This window comes from Solibacillus sp. FSL W8-0372 (assembly GCF_037969735.1).
Classification (GTDB): domain Bacteria; phylum Bacillota; class Bacilli; order Bacillales_A; family Planococcaceae; genus Solibacillus; species Solibacillus faecavium.
On sequence record NZ_CP150204.1, the window covers coordinates 2,982,848 to 3,000,029 of the forward strand.

At 36.2% G+C, this 17,182-nt stretch carries 17 protein-coding genes; 6 read left to right on the forward strand and 11 right to left on the reverse strand.

The window, feature by feature from the left end:
* Nucleotides 1-51: 51 nt before the first annotated feature.
* Nucleotides 52-1,266, reverse strand: coding sequence for a carboxylate--amine ligase (locus MKY13_RS15325; protein ID WP_191699808.1), 1,215 nt, complete (start codon nucleotides 1,264-1,266; stop codon nucleotides 52-54).
* A 173-nt stretch (nucleotides 1,267-1,439) separates the two neighbouring features.
* Between MKY13_RS15325 and MKY13_RS15330 the strand changes: the two genes are divergently transcribed.
* Entirely contained in the window at nucleotides 1,440-2,363 is a 924-nt protein-coding gene (locus MKY13_RS15330; protein ID WP_191699807.1) for a DUF4003 family protein, read from the forward strand.
* Between the two features lie 63 nt (nucleotides 2,364-2,426).
* Here the strand turns inward: MKY13_RS15330 and sstT are convergent, their stop codons facing one another.
* Both sstT and MKY13_RS15340 read right to left on the reverse strand, forming a co-directional pair.
* A complete protein-coding gene (sstT, locus tag MKY13_RS15335) occupies nucleotides 2,427-3,638 on the reverse strand; it encodes a serine/threonine transporter SstT (protein WP_191699806.1) in 1,212 nt (403 codons plus the stop codon).
* A 310-nt stretch (nucleotides 3,639-3,948) separates the two neighbouring features.
* On the reverse strand, nucleotides 3,949-4,875 hold the full coding sequence (locus tag MKY13_RS15340) for a bile acid:sodium symporter family protein (RefSeq protein ID WP_225231204.1): 927 nt from the start codon (nucleotides 4,873-4,875) through the stop codon (nucleotides 3,949-3,951).
* A 169-nt stretch (nucleotides 4,876-5,044) separates the two neighbouring features.
* On the opposite strand from MKY13_RS15340, the gene MKY13_RS15345 reads away from it, so the two are divergent.
* Nucleotides 5,045-5,248 carry a hypothetical protein gene (locus tag MKY13_RS15345; RefSeq protein WP_339213649.1) on the forward strand — a complete coding sequence of 68 codons (204 nt, stop codon included), beginning with the start codon at nucleotides 5,045-5,047 and terminating at the stop codon, nucleotides 5,246-5,248.
* Between the two features lie 51 nt (nucleotides 5,249-5,299).
* Here the strand turns inward: MKY13_RS15345 and MKY13_RS15350 are convergent, their stop codons facing one another.
* From MKY13_RS15350 to MKY13_RS15365, 4 genes are all read right to left on the reverse strand, one after another.
* The gene (locus tag MKY13_RS15350) at nucleotides 5,300-5,458 is read right to left on the reverse strand and encodes a hypothetical protein (RefSeq protein WP_339213651.1); all 159 of its coding nucleotides are present in this window, start codon (nucleotides 5,456-5,458) and stop codon (nucleotides 5,300-5,302) included.
* Between the two features lie 146 nt (nucleotides 5,459-5,604).
* Nucleotides 5,605-6,669 (reverse strand): hemolysin family protein, encoded by a 1,065-nt coding sequence (locus tag MKY13_RS15355; RefSeq protein WP_339213653.1) that lies wholly within the window; start codon nucleotides 6,667-6,669, stop codon nucleotides 5,605-5,607.
* Nucleotides 6,670-6,724: 55 nt separating this feature from the next.
* Nucleotides 6,725-8,053 (reverse strand): hemolysin family protein, encoded by a 1,329-nt coding sequence (locus MKY13_RS15360; protein ID WP_339213655.1) that lies wholly within the window; start codon nucleotides 8,051-8,053, stop codon nucleotides 6,725-6,727.
* A gap of 264 nt (nucleotides 8,054-8,317) precedes the next feature.
* Nucleotides 8,318-8,791 carry a Fe-S oxidoreductase gene (locus MKY13_RS15365; RefSeq protein WP_191699801.1) on the reverse strand — a complete coding sequence of 158 codons (474 nt, stop codon included), beginning with the start codon at nucleotides 8,789-8,791 and terminating at the stop codon, nucleotides 8,318-8,320.
* Between the two features lie 176 nt (nucleotides 8,792-8,967).
* On the opposite strand from MKY13_RS15365, the gene MKY13_RS15370 reads away from it, so the two are divergent.
* A complete protein-coding gene (locus MKY13_RS15370; RefSeq protein WP_339213658.1) occupies nucleotides 8,968-9,453 on the forward strand; it encodes a hypothetical protein in 486 nt (161 codons plus the stop codon).
* Between the two features lie 84 nt (nucleotides 9,454-9,537).
* Here MKY13_RS15370 and MKY13_RS15375 read toward each other — a convergent pair whose 3' ends face one another.
* From MKY13_RS15375 to MKY13_RS15385, 3 genes are all read right to left on the reverse strand, one after another.
* Nucleotides 9,538-11,223, reverse strand: coding sequence for a methyl-accepting chemotaxis protein (locus tag MKY13_RS15375; protein ID WP_339213660.1), 1,686 nt, complete (start codon nucleotides 11,221-11,223; stop codon nucleotides 9,538-9,540).
* A 217-nt stretch (nucleotides 11,224-11,440) separates the two neighbouring features.
* Complete coding sequence (locus MKY13_RS15380) at nucleotides 11,441-11,845, reverse strand: pyridoxamine 5'-phosphate oxidase family protein (protein WP_191699798.1); 405 nt, start codon at nucleotides 11,843-11,845, stop codon at nucleotides 11,441-11,443.
* Nucleotides 11,846-11,858: 13 nt separating this feature from the next.
* Complete coding sequence (locus tag MKY13_RS15385) at nucleotides 11,859-12,263, reverse strand: pyridoxamine 5'-phosphate oxidase family protein (protein ID WP_191699797.1); 405 nt, start codon at nucleotides 12,261-12,263, stop codon at nucleotides 11,859-11,861.
* A gap of 341 nt (nucleotides 12,264-12,604) precedes the next feature.
* Here MKY13_RS15385 and MKY13_RS15390 point away from each other — a divergent pair, with 341 nt between their 5' ends.
* From MKY13_RS15390 to MKY13_RS15400, 3 genes are all read left to right on the forward strand, one after another.
* Entirely contained in the window at nucleotides 12,605-13,696 is a 1,092-nt protein-coding gene (locus tag MKY13_RS15390) for an extracellular solute-binding protein (RefSeq protein WP_191699796.1), read from the forward strand.
* 73 nt (nucleotides 13,697-13,769) lie between these two features.
* Nucleotides 13,770-14,840: an ABC transporter ATP-binding protein gene (locus MKY13_RS15395; protein WP_191699795.1), complete on the forward strand. Its 1,071-nt coding sequence runs from the start codon at nucleotides 13,770-13,772 to the stop codon at nucleotides 14,838-14,840.
* 14 nt (nucleotides 14,841-14,854) lie between these two features.
* Complete coding sequence (locus MKY13_RS15400; protein ID WP_191699794.1) at nucleotides 14,855-16,576, forward strand: iron ABC transporter permease; 1,722 nt, start codon at nucleotides 14,855-14,857, stop codon at nucleotides 16,574-16,576.
* Nucleotides 16,577-16,623: 47 nt separating this feature from the next.
* Here the strand turns inward: MKY13_RS15400 and MKY13_RS15405 are convergent, their stop codons facing one another.
* On the reverse strand, nucleotides 16,624-17,124 hold the full coding sequence (locus MKY13_RS15405; RefSeq protein WP_191699793.1) for a GNAT family N-acetyltransferase: 501 nt from the start codon (nucleotides 17,122-17,124) through the stop codon (nucleotides 16,624-16,626).
* Between the last annotated feature and the right edge of the window lie 58 nt (nucleotides 17,125-17,182).

Here is a 17,182-nt window from a genome sequence, read left to right on the forward strand (position 1 = left end):
CCCGACAAAAAAAGCCCATCAACAAGAGTATCTCATTGATAGGCTTCGACTTTACCAGACGTTTTCTTTGTACTTTTTATAATAGTTCACTTGACGTATAAACATGTAAAATTTACGTTTTAAATGCTTGTCCTGCTTGTAGAATAGTGGATTGACTAGTTTCTTTTCCTGAATTAGGCGCTCGATATCCTTTTTCACTTCTTCATCATTGACGAAATTTTTCAAAACGATTTTAGGCACAACTGAAAACAGCACGTCCCCTTTTAAATAGCTGCATGGCTTTGGTATATCGTAAATTAAATCTTCTACAAAATAGCGGGCCATATTATGACCCATTGCATTAATATAGTAACTTGATCGACCTTGACGAATGTTAACTTCAAACACCTTAAACTTTCCATCGCGCTCATCGTATTTCAAATCAAAGTTACCGTACCCACGATAATCCACTGCTTCTAAAAATCCGCGCAGTTTTGTCATCACTTCTTCATTGAAACGGGAAATTAATGCAGTATAATTTCCAATTGCAGTTTTTGTATGCTCCTGCAGAACAACTTGAGCAAAGGACACTAGCTGTGTTTCGCCTTTCGTATTTACATAAATAACAGAATCCCACATTGCGGTATCATCACCAGGAATATAATCCTGAATAATAAGCTCATCGTTATAACCACTATTTTTAATCATGTCGATTACATTTTGTACTTCTTCTTTATTTTCCACTTTAAATACTTTTGCCTGTCCTTCAAACGGATGGCGGCTATATTCAATCCCATTGCTCGGTTTGATGATAACAGGATACATCATTTCCTGCTCAAAAGCCCCGTCCTTCTGGCAATCATAAAATACTGTTGTTGGAATATCGATACCAAACTGCTCACACAGCTTGTAGAAGTTGGACTTAATTTGCAAGTCATTCATTAAATCTTCGTTGATGTAGTTGAATACAAAATAATCCTGTAAAATAGCCCGATTTTCAATAATTAAGCGGACATATAAATCATTCGTACCGACTAAAATTAACTTTTCTGCTTCTTTTTCATATTTTTTTGCAACACTAATTAAAATTTTCGCAAATTGTGTCGGATCGCCCAACTTTTTATCATACTCAATCGCACGTGGTATGTTACTTAAATTGGTAAAGGGCAATACACCCTTCCCTACTAAAACTGGACGTATTTTATATTCTTCATGGAACGAGATTGCCATGTTATATGCATTAATATCAGTTCCTACAATAATCGGTAAAAAACGTTGTTGGGTCATAACTTACTTCCTCTCAATTTGTTCACGGTCTTTCATTTGATTTTTCACATATTTATCATACAATACTCTTTCGATTTATGCTGTATTTTACAAACGAATTTTGTCAAACAATGTTCCAGATTTTGAAACTTCTCTTCTTTTAAAACGTACGTATTAAGTAAGAGGTGATCGCTTTGAATGCTCAATTACAATTGTTTTTTACTAACATCGATAAAATTAATTTATACTTTGGCTCGGATGCCAAATCTTTTTATATTGATTTAGCACTGAAGCTTACAGTGCGTAATGTCATTTTTCATTATGAAGATTATGAAGCGATTCGGCAGGAAATTAAGAATCATACGAAATGGTATCACACGGCACGGGTCAATCAACAGGTTATTAATACATATTATGTCCACTTTGCAAAACAGCCCGAAAAAATCGGTGAAGCACTCAATCTTTATAAAAGTTTGACGAAGCAGTTTTCACGTGGCGAACATAGCTATATAACGTCTGCCTATTTAACGTCAGAAGATGATATGGACCGTATCCAGAAACTGTTAGCTGATTTAATGAAACAACCAAGCCTGAAATATTCTCCAATAAAACCTGCCACATGCGCAATACTGGCTAGGCGACCAGAAGATACAGGGATTTTGGCTAATACTATTGAGCACTACTATAAGGAACTCGTGTCTATCGGTTATGAACGGAAAGACGCCACTAAAAATGCCGCTCTTATTTTAACGATTGGAACAGGTACATTTGACGAGTTTACATTTTCAAGGCTGAAGGAGTTAACTTTATTTATAAAAAATACGGAAACAAAACTGAAATCCTGCCACTATGCAACAATTGCCCTGCTGGCGCTAGCAAAATTTGAAGTACATCAGTTTCCGGCACTTTATGATATCCACAATGAAATATGCCGCACATTGAAACTAAATCGAAATCAATGCAACACCTTACTTATCACTACACAAATCTATACTTCGAATGAAGCAATCGGTGACATACCGTCGAATGAATCGTATTACTCTGATATTATTTTCTCTGCAGTTGAATCAAGCTCTTCTGATGGCGTGAGTGACGGTGGTGGCGGTGGCGGAGATTAACCTTCTAAAACAAAAAACTATACTGGACGGCAATTTTTACCGTTCAGCATAGTTTTATTTTTGTTAATTTTGTTTACGTTCCTTCGCATATTCAGCAGCTGCTGTAAATACGATATCTGTTGAAGAATTAAGAGCTGTTTCACACGAATCCTGAATAACCCCAATAATAAATCCTATTGCTACTACTTGCATCGCAATATCATCTGAAATGCCAAGTAAACTACAAGCTAAAGGTATTAATAATAAAGATCCCCCGGCTACACCCGATGCACCTGATGCAGAAAGAGCTGCCATTACCATTAAAATGACTGCAGTGAAAAGATCTACTTCAATTCCTAACGTATGAGCTGTTGCCATCGTTAAAACTGAAATCGTAATGGCTGCTCCGCCCATATTGATCGTTGCGCCTAAAGGTATGGATACGGCATAAGTATCTTTGTCCAAATTCAGTTTTTCTGCCAATGCCATATTAACCGGAATATTCGCTGCCGAACTACGTGTGAAAAAGGCAGTGATTCCACTTTCTTTTAATGATGTTAATACTAATGGGTATGGATTTCTTCTTGCCACTGCAAATACAATGAGTGGATTCACAACAAGTGCGACGAAAAACATTGTTCCAACCAATATGATAATTAAACGGAAATACTCGCTTAAAGCTGAAAGACCAGTCGTATAGACCGCTTCAAACACAATCCCCATAATCCCTAATGGAGCTAAACTAATAATCCATTGTACGACTTTTGTAATCGCCTCCGAAAAATTAGCAATAACACCTTTTGTTGAGTCATTCGCCGCTTTCAACGCGACCCCTAAAATAACAGCCCACGCCAGGATACCAAGGTAGTTTGCTTCCATAATCGCACTAACTGGGTTTGATACGATATTAAATAATAATTTTTCGAACACTTCCATAATCCCGCTTGGCGGTGCTACATCCTGTGCTACTGTTTTTAATGTTAATGTCGTCGGGAAAATAAAACTTACAACAACCGCGACAAATCCGGCAGCTAATGTAGCAACCCCATATAAAGCAAGTACTGTCTTCATATTTGTTGATTTGCCACCGACATGTGAAGCAATTGCATTAATAACTAAGATAAACACTAAAATTGGTGCAACTGCTTTTAAAGCTAAAATAAATAAAGTCCCTAAAATAGTAATTCCACTTACAGCCTCTGGAATTGTCAATGCTAGTACAACCCCAACGATTATCCCTACGATAATACGGCTAACTAAGTTAATGCTGTTCCATTTACCTAACATTCTTTTCATAATTCCCTCCGCTATTCTAAGTTGTTAACTTACTTCGTGATGTTGAAGCGAGTGTAGGATTATCTGTGATGAGTAAAAACATCCTCTAAAGATTCTCCTTCTAAAACACTTATTATGTTAATTTAATATATTTCAATAATACATTGTCCCCCTAATTAACACAACTGTATTTTCTGGAAGTACATCGATAAAAGTTCTTAAATTACAGCAAATTACTACTATAACTTGCTTTTCCCTTTAAAAAACTCGAATAAAATTATTAAATAACTAAATTTCAAGAACATTATATACATAAGGATATTTTTATCCGCTATTTTCGAATTATTTTATAGAAAATAGATGCGAGTATTTGTTGAAATAACATGCCAAACACGACCGGCATGGCAACTTTTGATGGAAAGTATGTCGTTGCTAGGACTACTCCTACTGCGATGTTCCTCATTCCTCCATTAAAAACTATCGCAACTTGATCCTCTTTAGACTTCCAGAATAGCCGACTGAGTATGAGCGAAAAAACATATCCGGATACCGCCAATAACAACACAATCCCTATTACTTTCGCCAACTCTAAATTTATATTCTTAACATAAGGAGCAATTGCACTGCTATTCACCATAATAATCGCAAATAAACAGAGCTTTGAAATGAGCGATAAAGGGCTGCCGTATTTTTCGAGTAATACCCCTTTTGTCCATTCATTTATAAAAATTCCTAATAATGATGGTAAAACAATCATCCAGATTAAATCAAAAACTAGTGACAGCATATTAAGCTGTATTGTCTCACCTACCACAAAGAATAAAACTAGTGGCATTAAAAGTGGTGCGATTAAAGTATCGATTAAAATAATTGCTAAACAAAGCGGCAAATTCCCTTTACTGATCGTCACCCAAATCACACTCGTCACACCTGTTGGTACTGCTACAGATATTAAAAAACCTATCGTTAATAATCGATCATCAAAAATTAGTTCTGCTAAAAGGAAAGCCCACAAAGGCATTATTATATGTAAAAATCCAATCATAAATAAAATCGTTTTCGGATATTGTCTAAATACTTTAATATCCCGAAACTTCAAACTTAAACTGCTAATTAACGTCATTAATGCAAATAAAATGGGTACTATAAATAATAAATGCGCACCAATATTTTCTAAAAAAACGCCGATTATTAAGCTTAGGGGGGTTAATACGGGGATCCACTTTTGGATAAATTGATTCAGTTGTTGTACGATCATTGCGTTACTCCCCCTACTTCTTTAATTTATAAATTGTATCATATTCAAAAATACAAGTTAGCACAGTAGAATTAGATCATTACTTAAAATAATTTCTATCATTTTAATTAGATAACTTTACGAGATTTATGTTATTTTTATGATGTAGTAGTGGAAGGAGGTTTTTGGCATGTCATTGTCTAAAGGTGGATACCTTATATTATTTTTAGGGGTCCTGTTATTAGTAGGATCGATATTTTTTACGACAAACTGGAGTATGGAAGCCTGGCTCATCTTATTTATCATTAGCATCGTTTTCTGTGCAATAGGTATTTTAATGCTCATCATTCATTTAGTGAAGCAAATTAAACTAGAAAAAAAAAATCGGCTTTAACTCAAAATCGATGCCCCTTTTTAAAAGAGGGCCATCGATTTTTTAGTAGCATTACTTTTCTTCCCTTACGGAAATAATTTTTACAGCTTCTTCATATTTAAGGCGGATCGTTTTTCTAGCGTTTATCGCAGATCTGGCTGTAACAGGGATTCGCTTTCTTTCGCCATTATGTTCCACTTCCACTAAAAAACATTTTGCACCACATTGCATGTTTATCTACTCCTTTCTTTCATTATAAAAGGTTTAGTTTAAAAAGGCTGATGGAACGGTTTGTAAAGATGGCATATTAAAAGCCGTAATGTAAAAAACGATCACTATGCTCAGTGGCAAAATGATCGTTTTTAAGGTTGCGGGATTTAGTTTGTATAGACTATATTACCATCATCTTCGTCTTCAATCTCTCCAACGATTTCTGATAATATATCTTCCATCGTAACAAGCCCAATTGTAACTCCTTTTCCATCGGTAACAATCGCCATATGATTGCGTGTTTGCTGCATTTTCAAAAATACATCTTTTATCGCAATTGTTTCTTTATAGCGTGGGATTTCACGAATATATGAAGTCATATCATTAATACGTCCTGCAGCAATATCCGTCAGCATTTCTTTCGAATTCACAAAGCCGATAAAAGCCGATGTATTTTTACTTCGGTCAATAACCGGATAACGCGTAAATTCAAATTCCTCGATAACAGCTAGCATTTGCTCCAGCGTAAAGTTTTTTTCCAGTGTTACAATTTCACTGCGCGGAATCATAACTTCACGCAATTTACGGGAATCAAAGGCGAAAATATTTTCTAAATAGGCAAGCTCGGTTTTATTGATTTCTCCGCCTTCATAACTTTGTGTCACAATCATTTTCAACTCTTCTTCTGAGTATACCGTATCATGACCAGCTGGTTTCACACCGAATATTTCCAATAATCCCTGAGCAGAACCATTTAGTACTTTTATAAATGGAGCTGTTATTTTACCAAACCAATAAAGTGGTGGCGCCAATATTAACGTCATCTTTTCTGCATATTGAATCGCCAGCGTTTTTGGCATTAATTCACCTAGTACTACGTGTAGGAATGTTACAACCGATAAGGCAATTGCATAAGAAAGTGCAGTCGCAATCGCTGCCGGAATGTTGAACTGGTCAAAAACCGGCTGAAGCATTTTCTCAACTGTTGGTTCACCTAATGCACCGAGTATTAAAGCTGTAATTGTTATACCAAGCTGACAGGCGGATAAATAATAGTCCAAATCCTGTGTAACTTTTTTGGCTGTAATCGCCTTTTTATTACCTTCTGCAATTAGCTGATCAATACGTGACATACGCACTTTTAAAATTGAGAATTCAGCACCTACGAAAAAGGCGGTTAATAAAATAAAAATCGCAACTAAAATTAAATTTATTATTATAATACTGTCCAATTAATTCCCCCGAAAATTGAGGGATTCACCTCCAAGACAAATAAGTATGTGTTCTTTACTGTTGAAATTTATATTGTTTTAAGACGACTTCTTTAATTTGAAGATTATCCATATCCGAAATAGTCCAGCTATGGTCATCGAATTTGATTTCATCACCAATTTGGAGCTCTTCTCCATTTTTAACCGAGTCAATGCTCGTATGTTGGATCCAACCACCAATCGTATCGATTTCTTCACTGTCTTCAAATTCAAAGCCGAAACGATCTTCCAGTTCAACTAGTAATACGCGTCCGCTTATCGTATATTCATTTTCACCGGATTTACGGATTTCATCTACTTCATCTTCATCAAACTCATCACGGATTTCGCCTACTAGCTCTTCCAATACGTCTTCCATAGTCAGTACACCGGATGTGCCACCATATTCATCAATGACAACTGTCATATGTACTTTTGCCATTTGCATTTTCAATAAAGCATCCTGAATGCTTGTTACACCTAAAACAAACGGAACTTTTCTTACAAATTGATCCAACTGAACTTCTCGGTTAGAAACGATATGACTGAGAAGCTTATTGGCATTGACGACACCGATAATACGGTCTTTATCATTATTTTCAACGACAGGATAACGTGTGTAGTTATGTTCATCTAATATTTGAACGATTTCCTCCGCACTCATATCTTTATCGATTGTTATTAAATCTGTACGTGGTACCATAATATCCTTTGCATCACGCTCATCAAATGCAAACACATTTTCCAAATATTTCAGCTCTTGCTGATCAATTTGGCCGCCTTGAAAGCTTTGTGCCATTATAATTTTAAGCTCTTCTTCCGAATATGCCTGATCTTCACTTGCTGATTTGACACCAACTGCACGTAAAAGCAGGCGCGACGTTCCATTTAAAGCCTGTATAAATGGATACATCACTTTACCGAACCAATAAAGTGGTCCCGCAAGCATTAATGTCACTTTCTCCGAGAACTGAATTGCCAATGTTTTTGGCGCCATTTCACCGATTACTACATGTAGATAACTTACAATCGCCAATGCAATCACATAAGATGCAGCAGAAGCTACAATATCCGAAACATTTAACCAATTAAATATAGGATACATTAATTCCTTTACGTACGGCTTTGTAAAAGCACCTAAGCCGATTGCTGTAATAGTAATACCAAGCTGGCAAGCAGATAAATAATAATCAAGGTCACCTGCTACTTTTTTTGCTATGACTGCCTTTTTATTACCTTCTAAAATCAATTGATCAATACGCGACTTACGGATTTTCACGACAGCAAATTCTGCTGCAACGAAAAAAGCTGTTAAACCTAAAAAGATAATTAATAAAATGATGTTTAATATGGTGTTTACGTCCAATTACTTCCCTCTAGATGAGGGATTCACCTCCAAAATGAATTGCTATAATTTTTTATTCTTCTATTTTTATGTACCCAAATTGAGCAATAGCATGCTCAATATAAGAAAGAATATGATGAGTATGATTAAACTAGCAATCAAAACCATCACGTTATAGTTTAAGAAGATTATATATTCTTTTTTTTGTGATAGCAAATTATCTCCTCTAAAAAGGAAAGGAATTTTCAACCTTTTTTTACAAAGCCGAAAATTCCTTTTTATTTTCTATTCTACATCTACTGAAGATTTGATTATTTCACCATTAAACAACTGTACTTTTTTATAATCATTTTTTTCCACTTGTAAAACAAATGTGTGAGGAACTCCCTCTACATCGCATGACTCACCTTTAGCATCGATTAGTTGAACAGATAAAAAATCATCCTGATTATATACACCATCGACGGAAGTACCACAGCCATCTGAATAAGTAACGATAAATACAGCCATATATTTGTCCATATCAATTGAAAAATTTTCTACATTAAATCGTCCTTGAAGTGCTTCAAATTGTGACGGCGTATTGGCATATGCAATATAAGGAACGAGTGATTCATAAATAGGAGCAATTTTCTCTTCATAATGAACTAATTCGAATGGTACCGCCTGCTGTTCTGTAAATTTAGTATGTTGTTTCCCTTCTCCATCACTGCAGCCGGCTAGCAATAATAAAAATAGTGCGAGCATATATTTTTTCATTTTTTAATTCCCTTCTTTGAAACCTATTCTTCGTGATTTTATTAAAATTCCGCGCATTAATCAAATTTCCAATGCCAACATGTAAAATTATAACAATTATATAGGCTATACCCTAGAAAGTAGTGCATTTTCTCACATAGATTAGCAATGAATACTTTAAGAAGGAAGGTAAATTTTTGACTCAAAATCCATTTAACCCATTTGACAATAGCCCCAATCAACAACCATTCAGCCCATTTTTTCCGCCACCGTTTAATCCATCAAGTCCATTCCCGATGAATCCTCCTCGTCCTGGAGGTCCACCTCAGCCAGGTGGTAATAGTCCATTCCCGATTGGTCCTCCTCCACCACCAGGCGAGGGTAATACGCCATTCCCAGGCGGCCCACCTCAACCAGGAGGAAACACGCCTATGCCTACGGGTCCACCTCCTGCTTTTACACCACAAATGCAATTGTCTGCAACTCAATCGCAGCAAGGTTCGAGCGGCATAAGACGGTGTATTTACAGGAATACGTTTATTTGGCAAAGAAATGGTGATAGCTTCTGGTTTTTCCCAACTTTCGTTACTTCTAATATAATTTTAGGCTTCCGTTGGGGACGATTCGGTTGGATATTCAGCACTGTAAATCGCAATTCTATCCTTACATTCCAGTGTTTTTAAAAGATTAAATAAAAGCTCTTATGATGCAGTGAAAGTCCTGCTTCATAAGAGCTTTTTTTGTTTTTACTTACTCCAGGGAATATTTTATACTTTAAATTTCCCGATTTCATTTTGTAATTCAGCTGCACTATCTACTAAAGAAACAGCTATACCGCTTACTTCCTGCATCGTTGCCGATTGTTCTTCCATCGCTGCGGCAACGGAAATCATACTTTGAGAAGCACTACCTGCTCCACTTGCAATTTCATTTACAGAAGCTGTCACTTCCTCAGAACTTGCTGAAAGTTGCTCTGCTGTTGCCGAAATCTCTTCGATTTGTGTTGTCATTAAATCAACTGCACCAACAATTTCATTGAATGATTCACCTGCGTTACCAATGATTTTTACGCCGTCATTTACTGAGTTAAGTGCGCTTGAAACAGCTTGCTCTACATTGAAAGTATCACGCTGAATTTCCATTGTTAACCCAACAATGGAATTTGCCGATTGCTTCGAGCTTTCTGCAAGTTTGCGAACTTCATCAGCTACCACTGCAAAACCTTTCCCATGCTCTCCCGCACGTGCCGCCTCAATTGCTGCATTCAAGGATAATAGATTTGTCTGATCTGTAATGTCCGTAATAACCTTTGTCATATTTTCAATTTCGACCGTTTGTGCCGATAGCTTTTGTACAAGTTCGTTCACAGTAGAAGTTGAGTGATTGATTGTCGCCATCTGCTCTTGAGCACTTTCAATAATTTGAGCACCTTTTGTAGCAGTCGAACTTGCATCCAACGATGAATTGTGAAGTACTTGAGAAGCTTCCGCGATGCGCTGAACACCGTGGGCAGTTTCTTCCATTGCACGAGCACTTTCATTTGAAGCAACTGCTGAATTTTGTGCCGCATCTGCAGTAATCTCAATTTGCTGTGTCACATCTTCTGTCGTTGCAGTAATTTCTTCCGCACTTGCTGAGAGCTCCTCAGCAGCAGCAGTTAATTGTTGTGAATTATTTTGAACAGATTGGATTAAGATTTGCAGGTTTAGCTTCATCTTATTAAAAATTGTGCCTAGTTGCCCAATTTCATCTTTTGATTGAATTTTTATTGTAGGATGTGTTAAGTCCCCTTCTGAAATATGTTCTGCTGCGTTCATTAAAGTCGCCAAAGGTTTTACGATAGATTTTTTTACAAATAAAACCATAAGGAAGCCGACTATAAGACTTATCAGAACGGAAACCATTGAAACTATTTTTGAAGTTGTCATTGTTTGTTCGGTTTCGTTCTTAATTTCATCCAACTGTGATTTCTGGAATGTAATCATATCATTCGCTACATTTAAAATCCCCACGTTCGCATTTTGCAAATCATTATTTACGATATTTGTACTCGCTTGGATATTGCCAGTCTCAAGCGTAGCTAGTAGTTTTTCGACACTTTCGTTAAATTGATTATTAAATACTGTGATTTCCTCTATATAAGATTTCATTGTATTTGTTGTAGCTAAATCTTCGAGCTGTTTAATATTTTCATCTAATTTACCTGCATATGTAAGCAAATTTTCCTGGTTCTTATTGGAATTTTCCAAGATAAGTGCTCGTCCATATAATCCTTGAAAAGCAAGGTTTGCCCGAATGTCATCAACTAAACGAATTTGCTCTACACGATTATCTAATGCCTCTGTTTGTTTTTCATCAATCATGTTTAAGTTGATGAATACAATAACAGCGGTAATAATCATTATCGCAATAATTGAGTAAAAAGCTAAATTTAATTTAGTACCCAGTTTCATAATAAATCCCCCATATAATATATTTAATTCTTAAAAATCTTATCATACAAATGTCATAATAATTCCCTGAAATATTTACAAATTATTGTTGTTTTCATACTTTGTATAAATCAGCTTTTCTTTTAGTAAATAAACTAATTGAAACATGAAAAAAAGCAACGACAATTTAATGTCATTGCTTCTTCAATACATATTTAATTAGTGCAAGATACTTTCATTAAAAGTTTAGTTCCTGTGGCTCTCCGTCATTCATCAATTTAATTGAAATCGGATCCAACTGAATCGTAACCATTTCACCTTCATCTGATGTGAAAATATCTTTGAAAAAGTTTGTGATTTTCAACTTAAGTGTATCATCTTTAATTTCACTCAGTTTAGCCGTGATTTCTACATATGGCGCATCCATATCTTCTTTCGTATAGCCCAATAAAATATGCGTATATGGATTTTCATTTAAATCCATTACTTTTTGTGAATCCTCTGTTGTTGTAGCATATAGTACAAATTCTTCATTCGTAAACGTCATATAGCGAACATAAGGTTGACGTCCGTTTAATGTTGCCATTGTACCGATATTGTTGTCATTAATAATTGAAAGAATTTTTTCTTTTAATGTATCCATTACTTGGCCCCCCTTAGATTAAATGAACTTCTTCTTGATTTTTACCGTTTTTATTCATAATTCTCATTCGTGTAGGCGTAATTTGAATTAGCACAAAATCTCCATCTGCATGTGAAGGGTATTTTTCAAGTAATTGTTGCTTTACAGCATCATTTAATGTCGTAGCAGCATTACCTTCAATTTCCAAAAAGGTTTCGAGAATTCCTTCACTTTCATATCCTAATAAAATATGTGTGCCACCATACTCTGTAATTTCACGTGCTACTGTCGAATTTTTTTCAGCTACCGTATAAAGTTTTGATTCTACATAGTAAAAAGTCATATAGCGCGAATTCGGCACACCGTTATTATTCGTTGCCATGACACCGATACTGTTCTCATTTAGAATTTGTAATGCAATATCTTTATTGCTTTTCATGATTTCACTCCTTCAGTATTATAATTTCATCAATTATAAGATGAGATGCACATACTAACGTACTTTAGGTTTTGCTATTTATTTAACGCTGTCGTGCTATACATTTATAATTCCCTTAATACGTGTAAATAAACAAAATTACTTTGTATGAAAAATAGTTGTAAAAGTTTGTAAATTAATAAAATCTATTAAAATTTAATTTTTATTACAGTAAACTGTAAATATTTAATATAAATGGATATATTTAATTGAATGTTAAAAATATAGAAGTTAGAATAAAGACAGAATAGTTAATTTATTCTGATTTATAGAAATAAAACTATATTTAAGGAGGAATATAAGTGAAAAGATTTACTTGGCTAACTCTTATTCTCGCAACTCTTTTATTAGTTTTAACTGCGTGTAATGATGCTGATGAGTCAACAAATGGCTCTACACAAAGCGATAGTGGCACGACAGAGGGTACAACTGAAGAAAATGCATCAGGGAAGCTCGTTATTTATACAGGGCGCGACGAAAACATGGTACAAGGTATTATTGAAAAATTCAATGAGCGCTACCCGAACATTGACGTGGAATACATGACGATGGGCGCACAGCAAATTTTGGAGCGTGTTCGAGGTGAAAAAGCAAACCCACAAGGTGACTTCTGGTGGGGCGGAACACAGGCAGCTATGATGGTTGCCGCAGGTGAAGATTTACTTTTAGAATGGGACCCTTCATTTATCGATAATATCGATCCGCTTCATAAAGATGAACAAAACCGGTGGGTAGGTGAAATGCTGTTACCTGAAGTTATTATGATTAATAGTGATGTTATATCCCCTGAAGAAGGTCCACAGGATTGGGACGAATTACTTGATCCGAAATGGAAAGACGAGATTTTAATTCGCGGCGTCCTTGCATCTGGTACAATGCGTACAATCTACTCATCCATGATTTATCGACAAGGTGCAGATGATCCTTCAAAAGGTTATGACTGGTTGAAGAAATTAGATGCTAATACGAAGGAATATACACAGGATCCAAACGCATTATATTTAAAATTAGCTCGTCAGGAAGGTTCCATCTCTTTATGGAACTTACAGGATATTTTACTTAAGAAACATACGACTGATTACACATTTGACTTTATTTATCCTAAGAGCGGTGCACCTATTTTAGTCGATGCAGTTGGTATTGTGAACAATGCAAAGAATGAAGAAAATGCAAAACTCTTTATGGAATTCCTATTTGACCAAAATACAATGATTGAGCTTTCTGAAGAATATTATCAAATTCCGACTCGTACGGATATCGATCCTGATGCAATGCCGGACTGGTACAAAGATCTGGATTTAAAATCAATGGATATTGACTGGCAAGTGATGGCAGATAAAGAAGCGGAATGGATGGAACATTGGGATTCAAATATTAAAGGCAAAGGCAAATAATTTTTACTCGAAAGACCTCTGCACAAGAGGTCTTTCTTTTCTAGCTACTACTGTGTGAAGGGAGTTCGATGTGATGAAAGCTGTTCGTATTAATGATGTATCAAAAAAATTCGGTGATGTATTGAGTGTTCACGATTTAGAATTGGATATAAAGTCAGGTGAGTTTTTTACTTTTTTAGGTCCAAGTGGTTGTGGTAAGACGACTACATTGAGGATGATTGCCGGATTCTATTATCCATCCAAAGGAAAAATCTACTTTGACAATCAAGATGTCACAACTTTACAACCAAATAAGCGCAATATCGGTATGGTATTTCAAAACTATGCACTCTTCCCACATATGACGGTCGATGAAAATATCGCATTTGGTCTGGAAATTCGAAAATATGATAAAAAGACAATCAAGGAAAAGGTAGACCGTATTCGAGGGCTTGTCCATTTAGGTCCATTAGGTTCCCGCAAAATTAACGAACTTTCCGGTGGCCAGCAGCAACGTGTTGCGCTGGCCAGAGCTCTTGTCATTGAACCGGATATACTTTTACTCGATGAGCCGCTATCTAACTTGGATGCAAAGTTAAGAGAAGAAACACGCATCGAAATTAAACGGATCCAATCAGAGCTTGGCGTGACGACTATTTATGTAACCCATGATCAAACCGAAGCAATGGCAATGTCGGATCGAATTATGGTAATGGAAAATGGCATCGTCAAACAGATCGGTACCCCACAGGAAATTTACCATCGACCAAACAATCGCTTTGTTGCTACTTTTATAGGGGAAACAAATTTACTTACAATGAACGTCAAATCTATCGAAGGAGATATTATTACTGTTGAAAATGATACTGGACTAACTTTAAAAGGCTTGACTGAAAACTTGGCAGCAGGTTTACAAATAAATACCGGCGATGAAATTTATGTGTCTATACGTCCCGAAGCTTTTGAAAGTGGTCCTGGTGATAATACGATCACAAGTGTAATCGAGCTAAATGAATTTACCGGTGTTAGTGTTAACTACTTTTTAAGATGGAATGACATTACCCTAAAAGCAATGATTATTAGTCGTGAGAGAGCACTTATGCAAGCTGGTGATACGATAGAACTGCATATTCCAAAACAGAATATTTATTTTCTTGGAGAATAGGGGGGAGGCACACTATGAGCAAAAAATCTGTTGATAATTTTGAAGCAAATTGGTGGTCTCGTCTAACACAATCACGCTATTTTGTTTATATTCTCATTTCTCCCCTCTTTTTAATTTTATTTGCTTATGTTATTTATCCATTTTATACAACATTCGTGCAAAGTTTTGCAGGCGAGAATACTCTTGCAAATTATCAGAAGTTTTTCAGTTTGGAAAGCACAGCGAATTTAGAAGCACTTTGGAACAGCTTTTATATATCGATAATTAGTGTAATCTGTTGTGCAGTGGTTGGGGTTATGATGGCATTTTTACTGGAGCGCTATGATTTTCCTGGCCGTAGAGTACTATCTATTTTAGTACTTGTCCCAATGGCATTGCCACCTTTGGTAGGTGTTTTATCTTTTACATTTTTGTATGGAGAAAGTGGAATCTTTCCGCGCTTATTTCAGCAAATGTTCCAATTGGAAGACGTTCCTTTTGCACTGAAAGGAATTTGGGGTGTGATTGTGGTTCATACCTTTACAATGTATACGTACTTTTACTTAACCGCTTCTGCTGCAATTAAAGGACTCGATCCTTCATTAGAGGAAGCAGCTACAAGTTTAGGTGCGAGTCGTATCCGTGTATGGAGGAAAGTTATTTTACCGATGCTTACACCTTCTTTAATCGCATCGTCACTACTCGTATTTATGGTGTCTATGGCTTCCTATACTGCCCCGCTCATGTTCGGGGTGGAGCGGACAATGACTATGCAAATTTATTTATCGCGAACGAACGGAAACTTAGATATGGCCGCGACACAGTCAACGATTTTATCATTCGTTTCTATTACATTCCTACTTATTATGCGCTGGTATCAAAACCGACGAAATTACCAAAATTTAAGTAAAGGCGTAAGTGTGCACCGATCTGAAGTAAGTTCAAAGCCTTTAAAGTATATCGCTGTTGTTTTATCTTTCATAGGGACTCTCATTTTAATTTTGCCTATTTTAGTCCTTATTTTAATTTCATTTTCAAAAGATGGTGCTTGGACGATTCAAATTTTACCGACCGAATATACGCTTGATCATTATAAAGCGCTATTTACGGATGAACGTACATGGCGACCAATCTGGAACTCGCTTCAAATGGGCTTTATCGCGACAATCGGCAATATTATTTTCGGGGTGGCGGCAGCATATGCAATGGTCAGACTAAATTTCAAAGGAAAAACAATGCTCGATATTTTAATCACGATTCCATGGGCATTACCTGGTACCGTGGTAGCAGTTAACTTAATCGCAGCATTCTCTACTGAAAGTGTGTTTACATTCAATCAAGTGTTAATCGGATCATTCTGGATTTTACCACTCGCGTACTTTATCCGGCATTTGCCGCTTGTGTTTAGATCCACTTCTGCTTCCCTTATGCAGTTGGATCAATCTGTTGAGGAGGCGTCACGTAGTTTAGGTGCAACGTGGTTGTATACTTTTAGAAGAATTGTCATTCCCCTAACTTTATCTGGTGTTCTTGCTGGTACTTTGCTAGCTTTTGTACAAAGTATCGGGGAATTTGTTGCATCAATTTTAATTTATAATACATCTACCATTCCGCTCTCAGTTGCAATTTTCCAAAAGCTCTACGCCTTTAAGTTCGGAACTGCTTGTGCATATGGCGTTCTGCAGATTATTTTAATCCTCATTGTATTAATTATTTCAGAACGGTTATCAAAAGGCTCTGCTGGAAGTGCGATATAATAGAAAAAACGTAAAAGCAATCAAAGTTGCTTTTACGTTTTTTACTGTTATAGATTTTTTACCATCCACAATTCATCAAAGTATTTCCCATCCATTTTCATTGCGCGCTTTTCAATCGCATACTGATTGAAGTCAAGAGATTTACAAAGTTCAAGCACCTGTACGTTTGTTGCCTCGACTGTCACATAAAGTTGCTCAAGTCCTTCATTTTCTTTTAACAAACGCAACAGCTCTTCCAACATTGCCCTACCAATCCCCTTTTTCCTCATTTCAGGGGTAACATACATTTCCATTAAACGCCCTTTATGATTCAGGTTTGCATTTGTTTCGCGTTTAAATGTAACCATGCCGATTAGTTGGTCACCTTCAAATGCCCCAAGTGTAAATTGATCTGTCTGCGGGCGAATATTATGTTCGGTTTCCTGCAGGGTATAGATTTCTTCCTGTGCGTACGATGAGCAAAATGATGTCGGGGAATCATTTATAGCCTGTAATCGTAGTTCTTTGTATTTCGTTGCGTCTTTATAACCTAGAATTCGTATATTCATCTTTTCACCTCGTATAATTACTTTCCCTTGTATATACCCCCGACGTACATTTTTTACA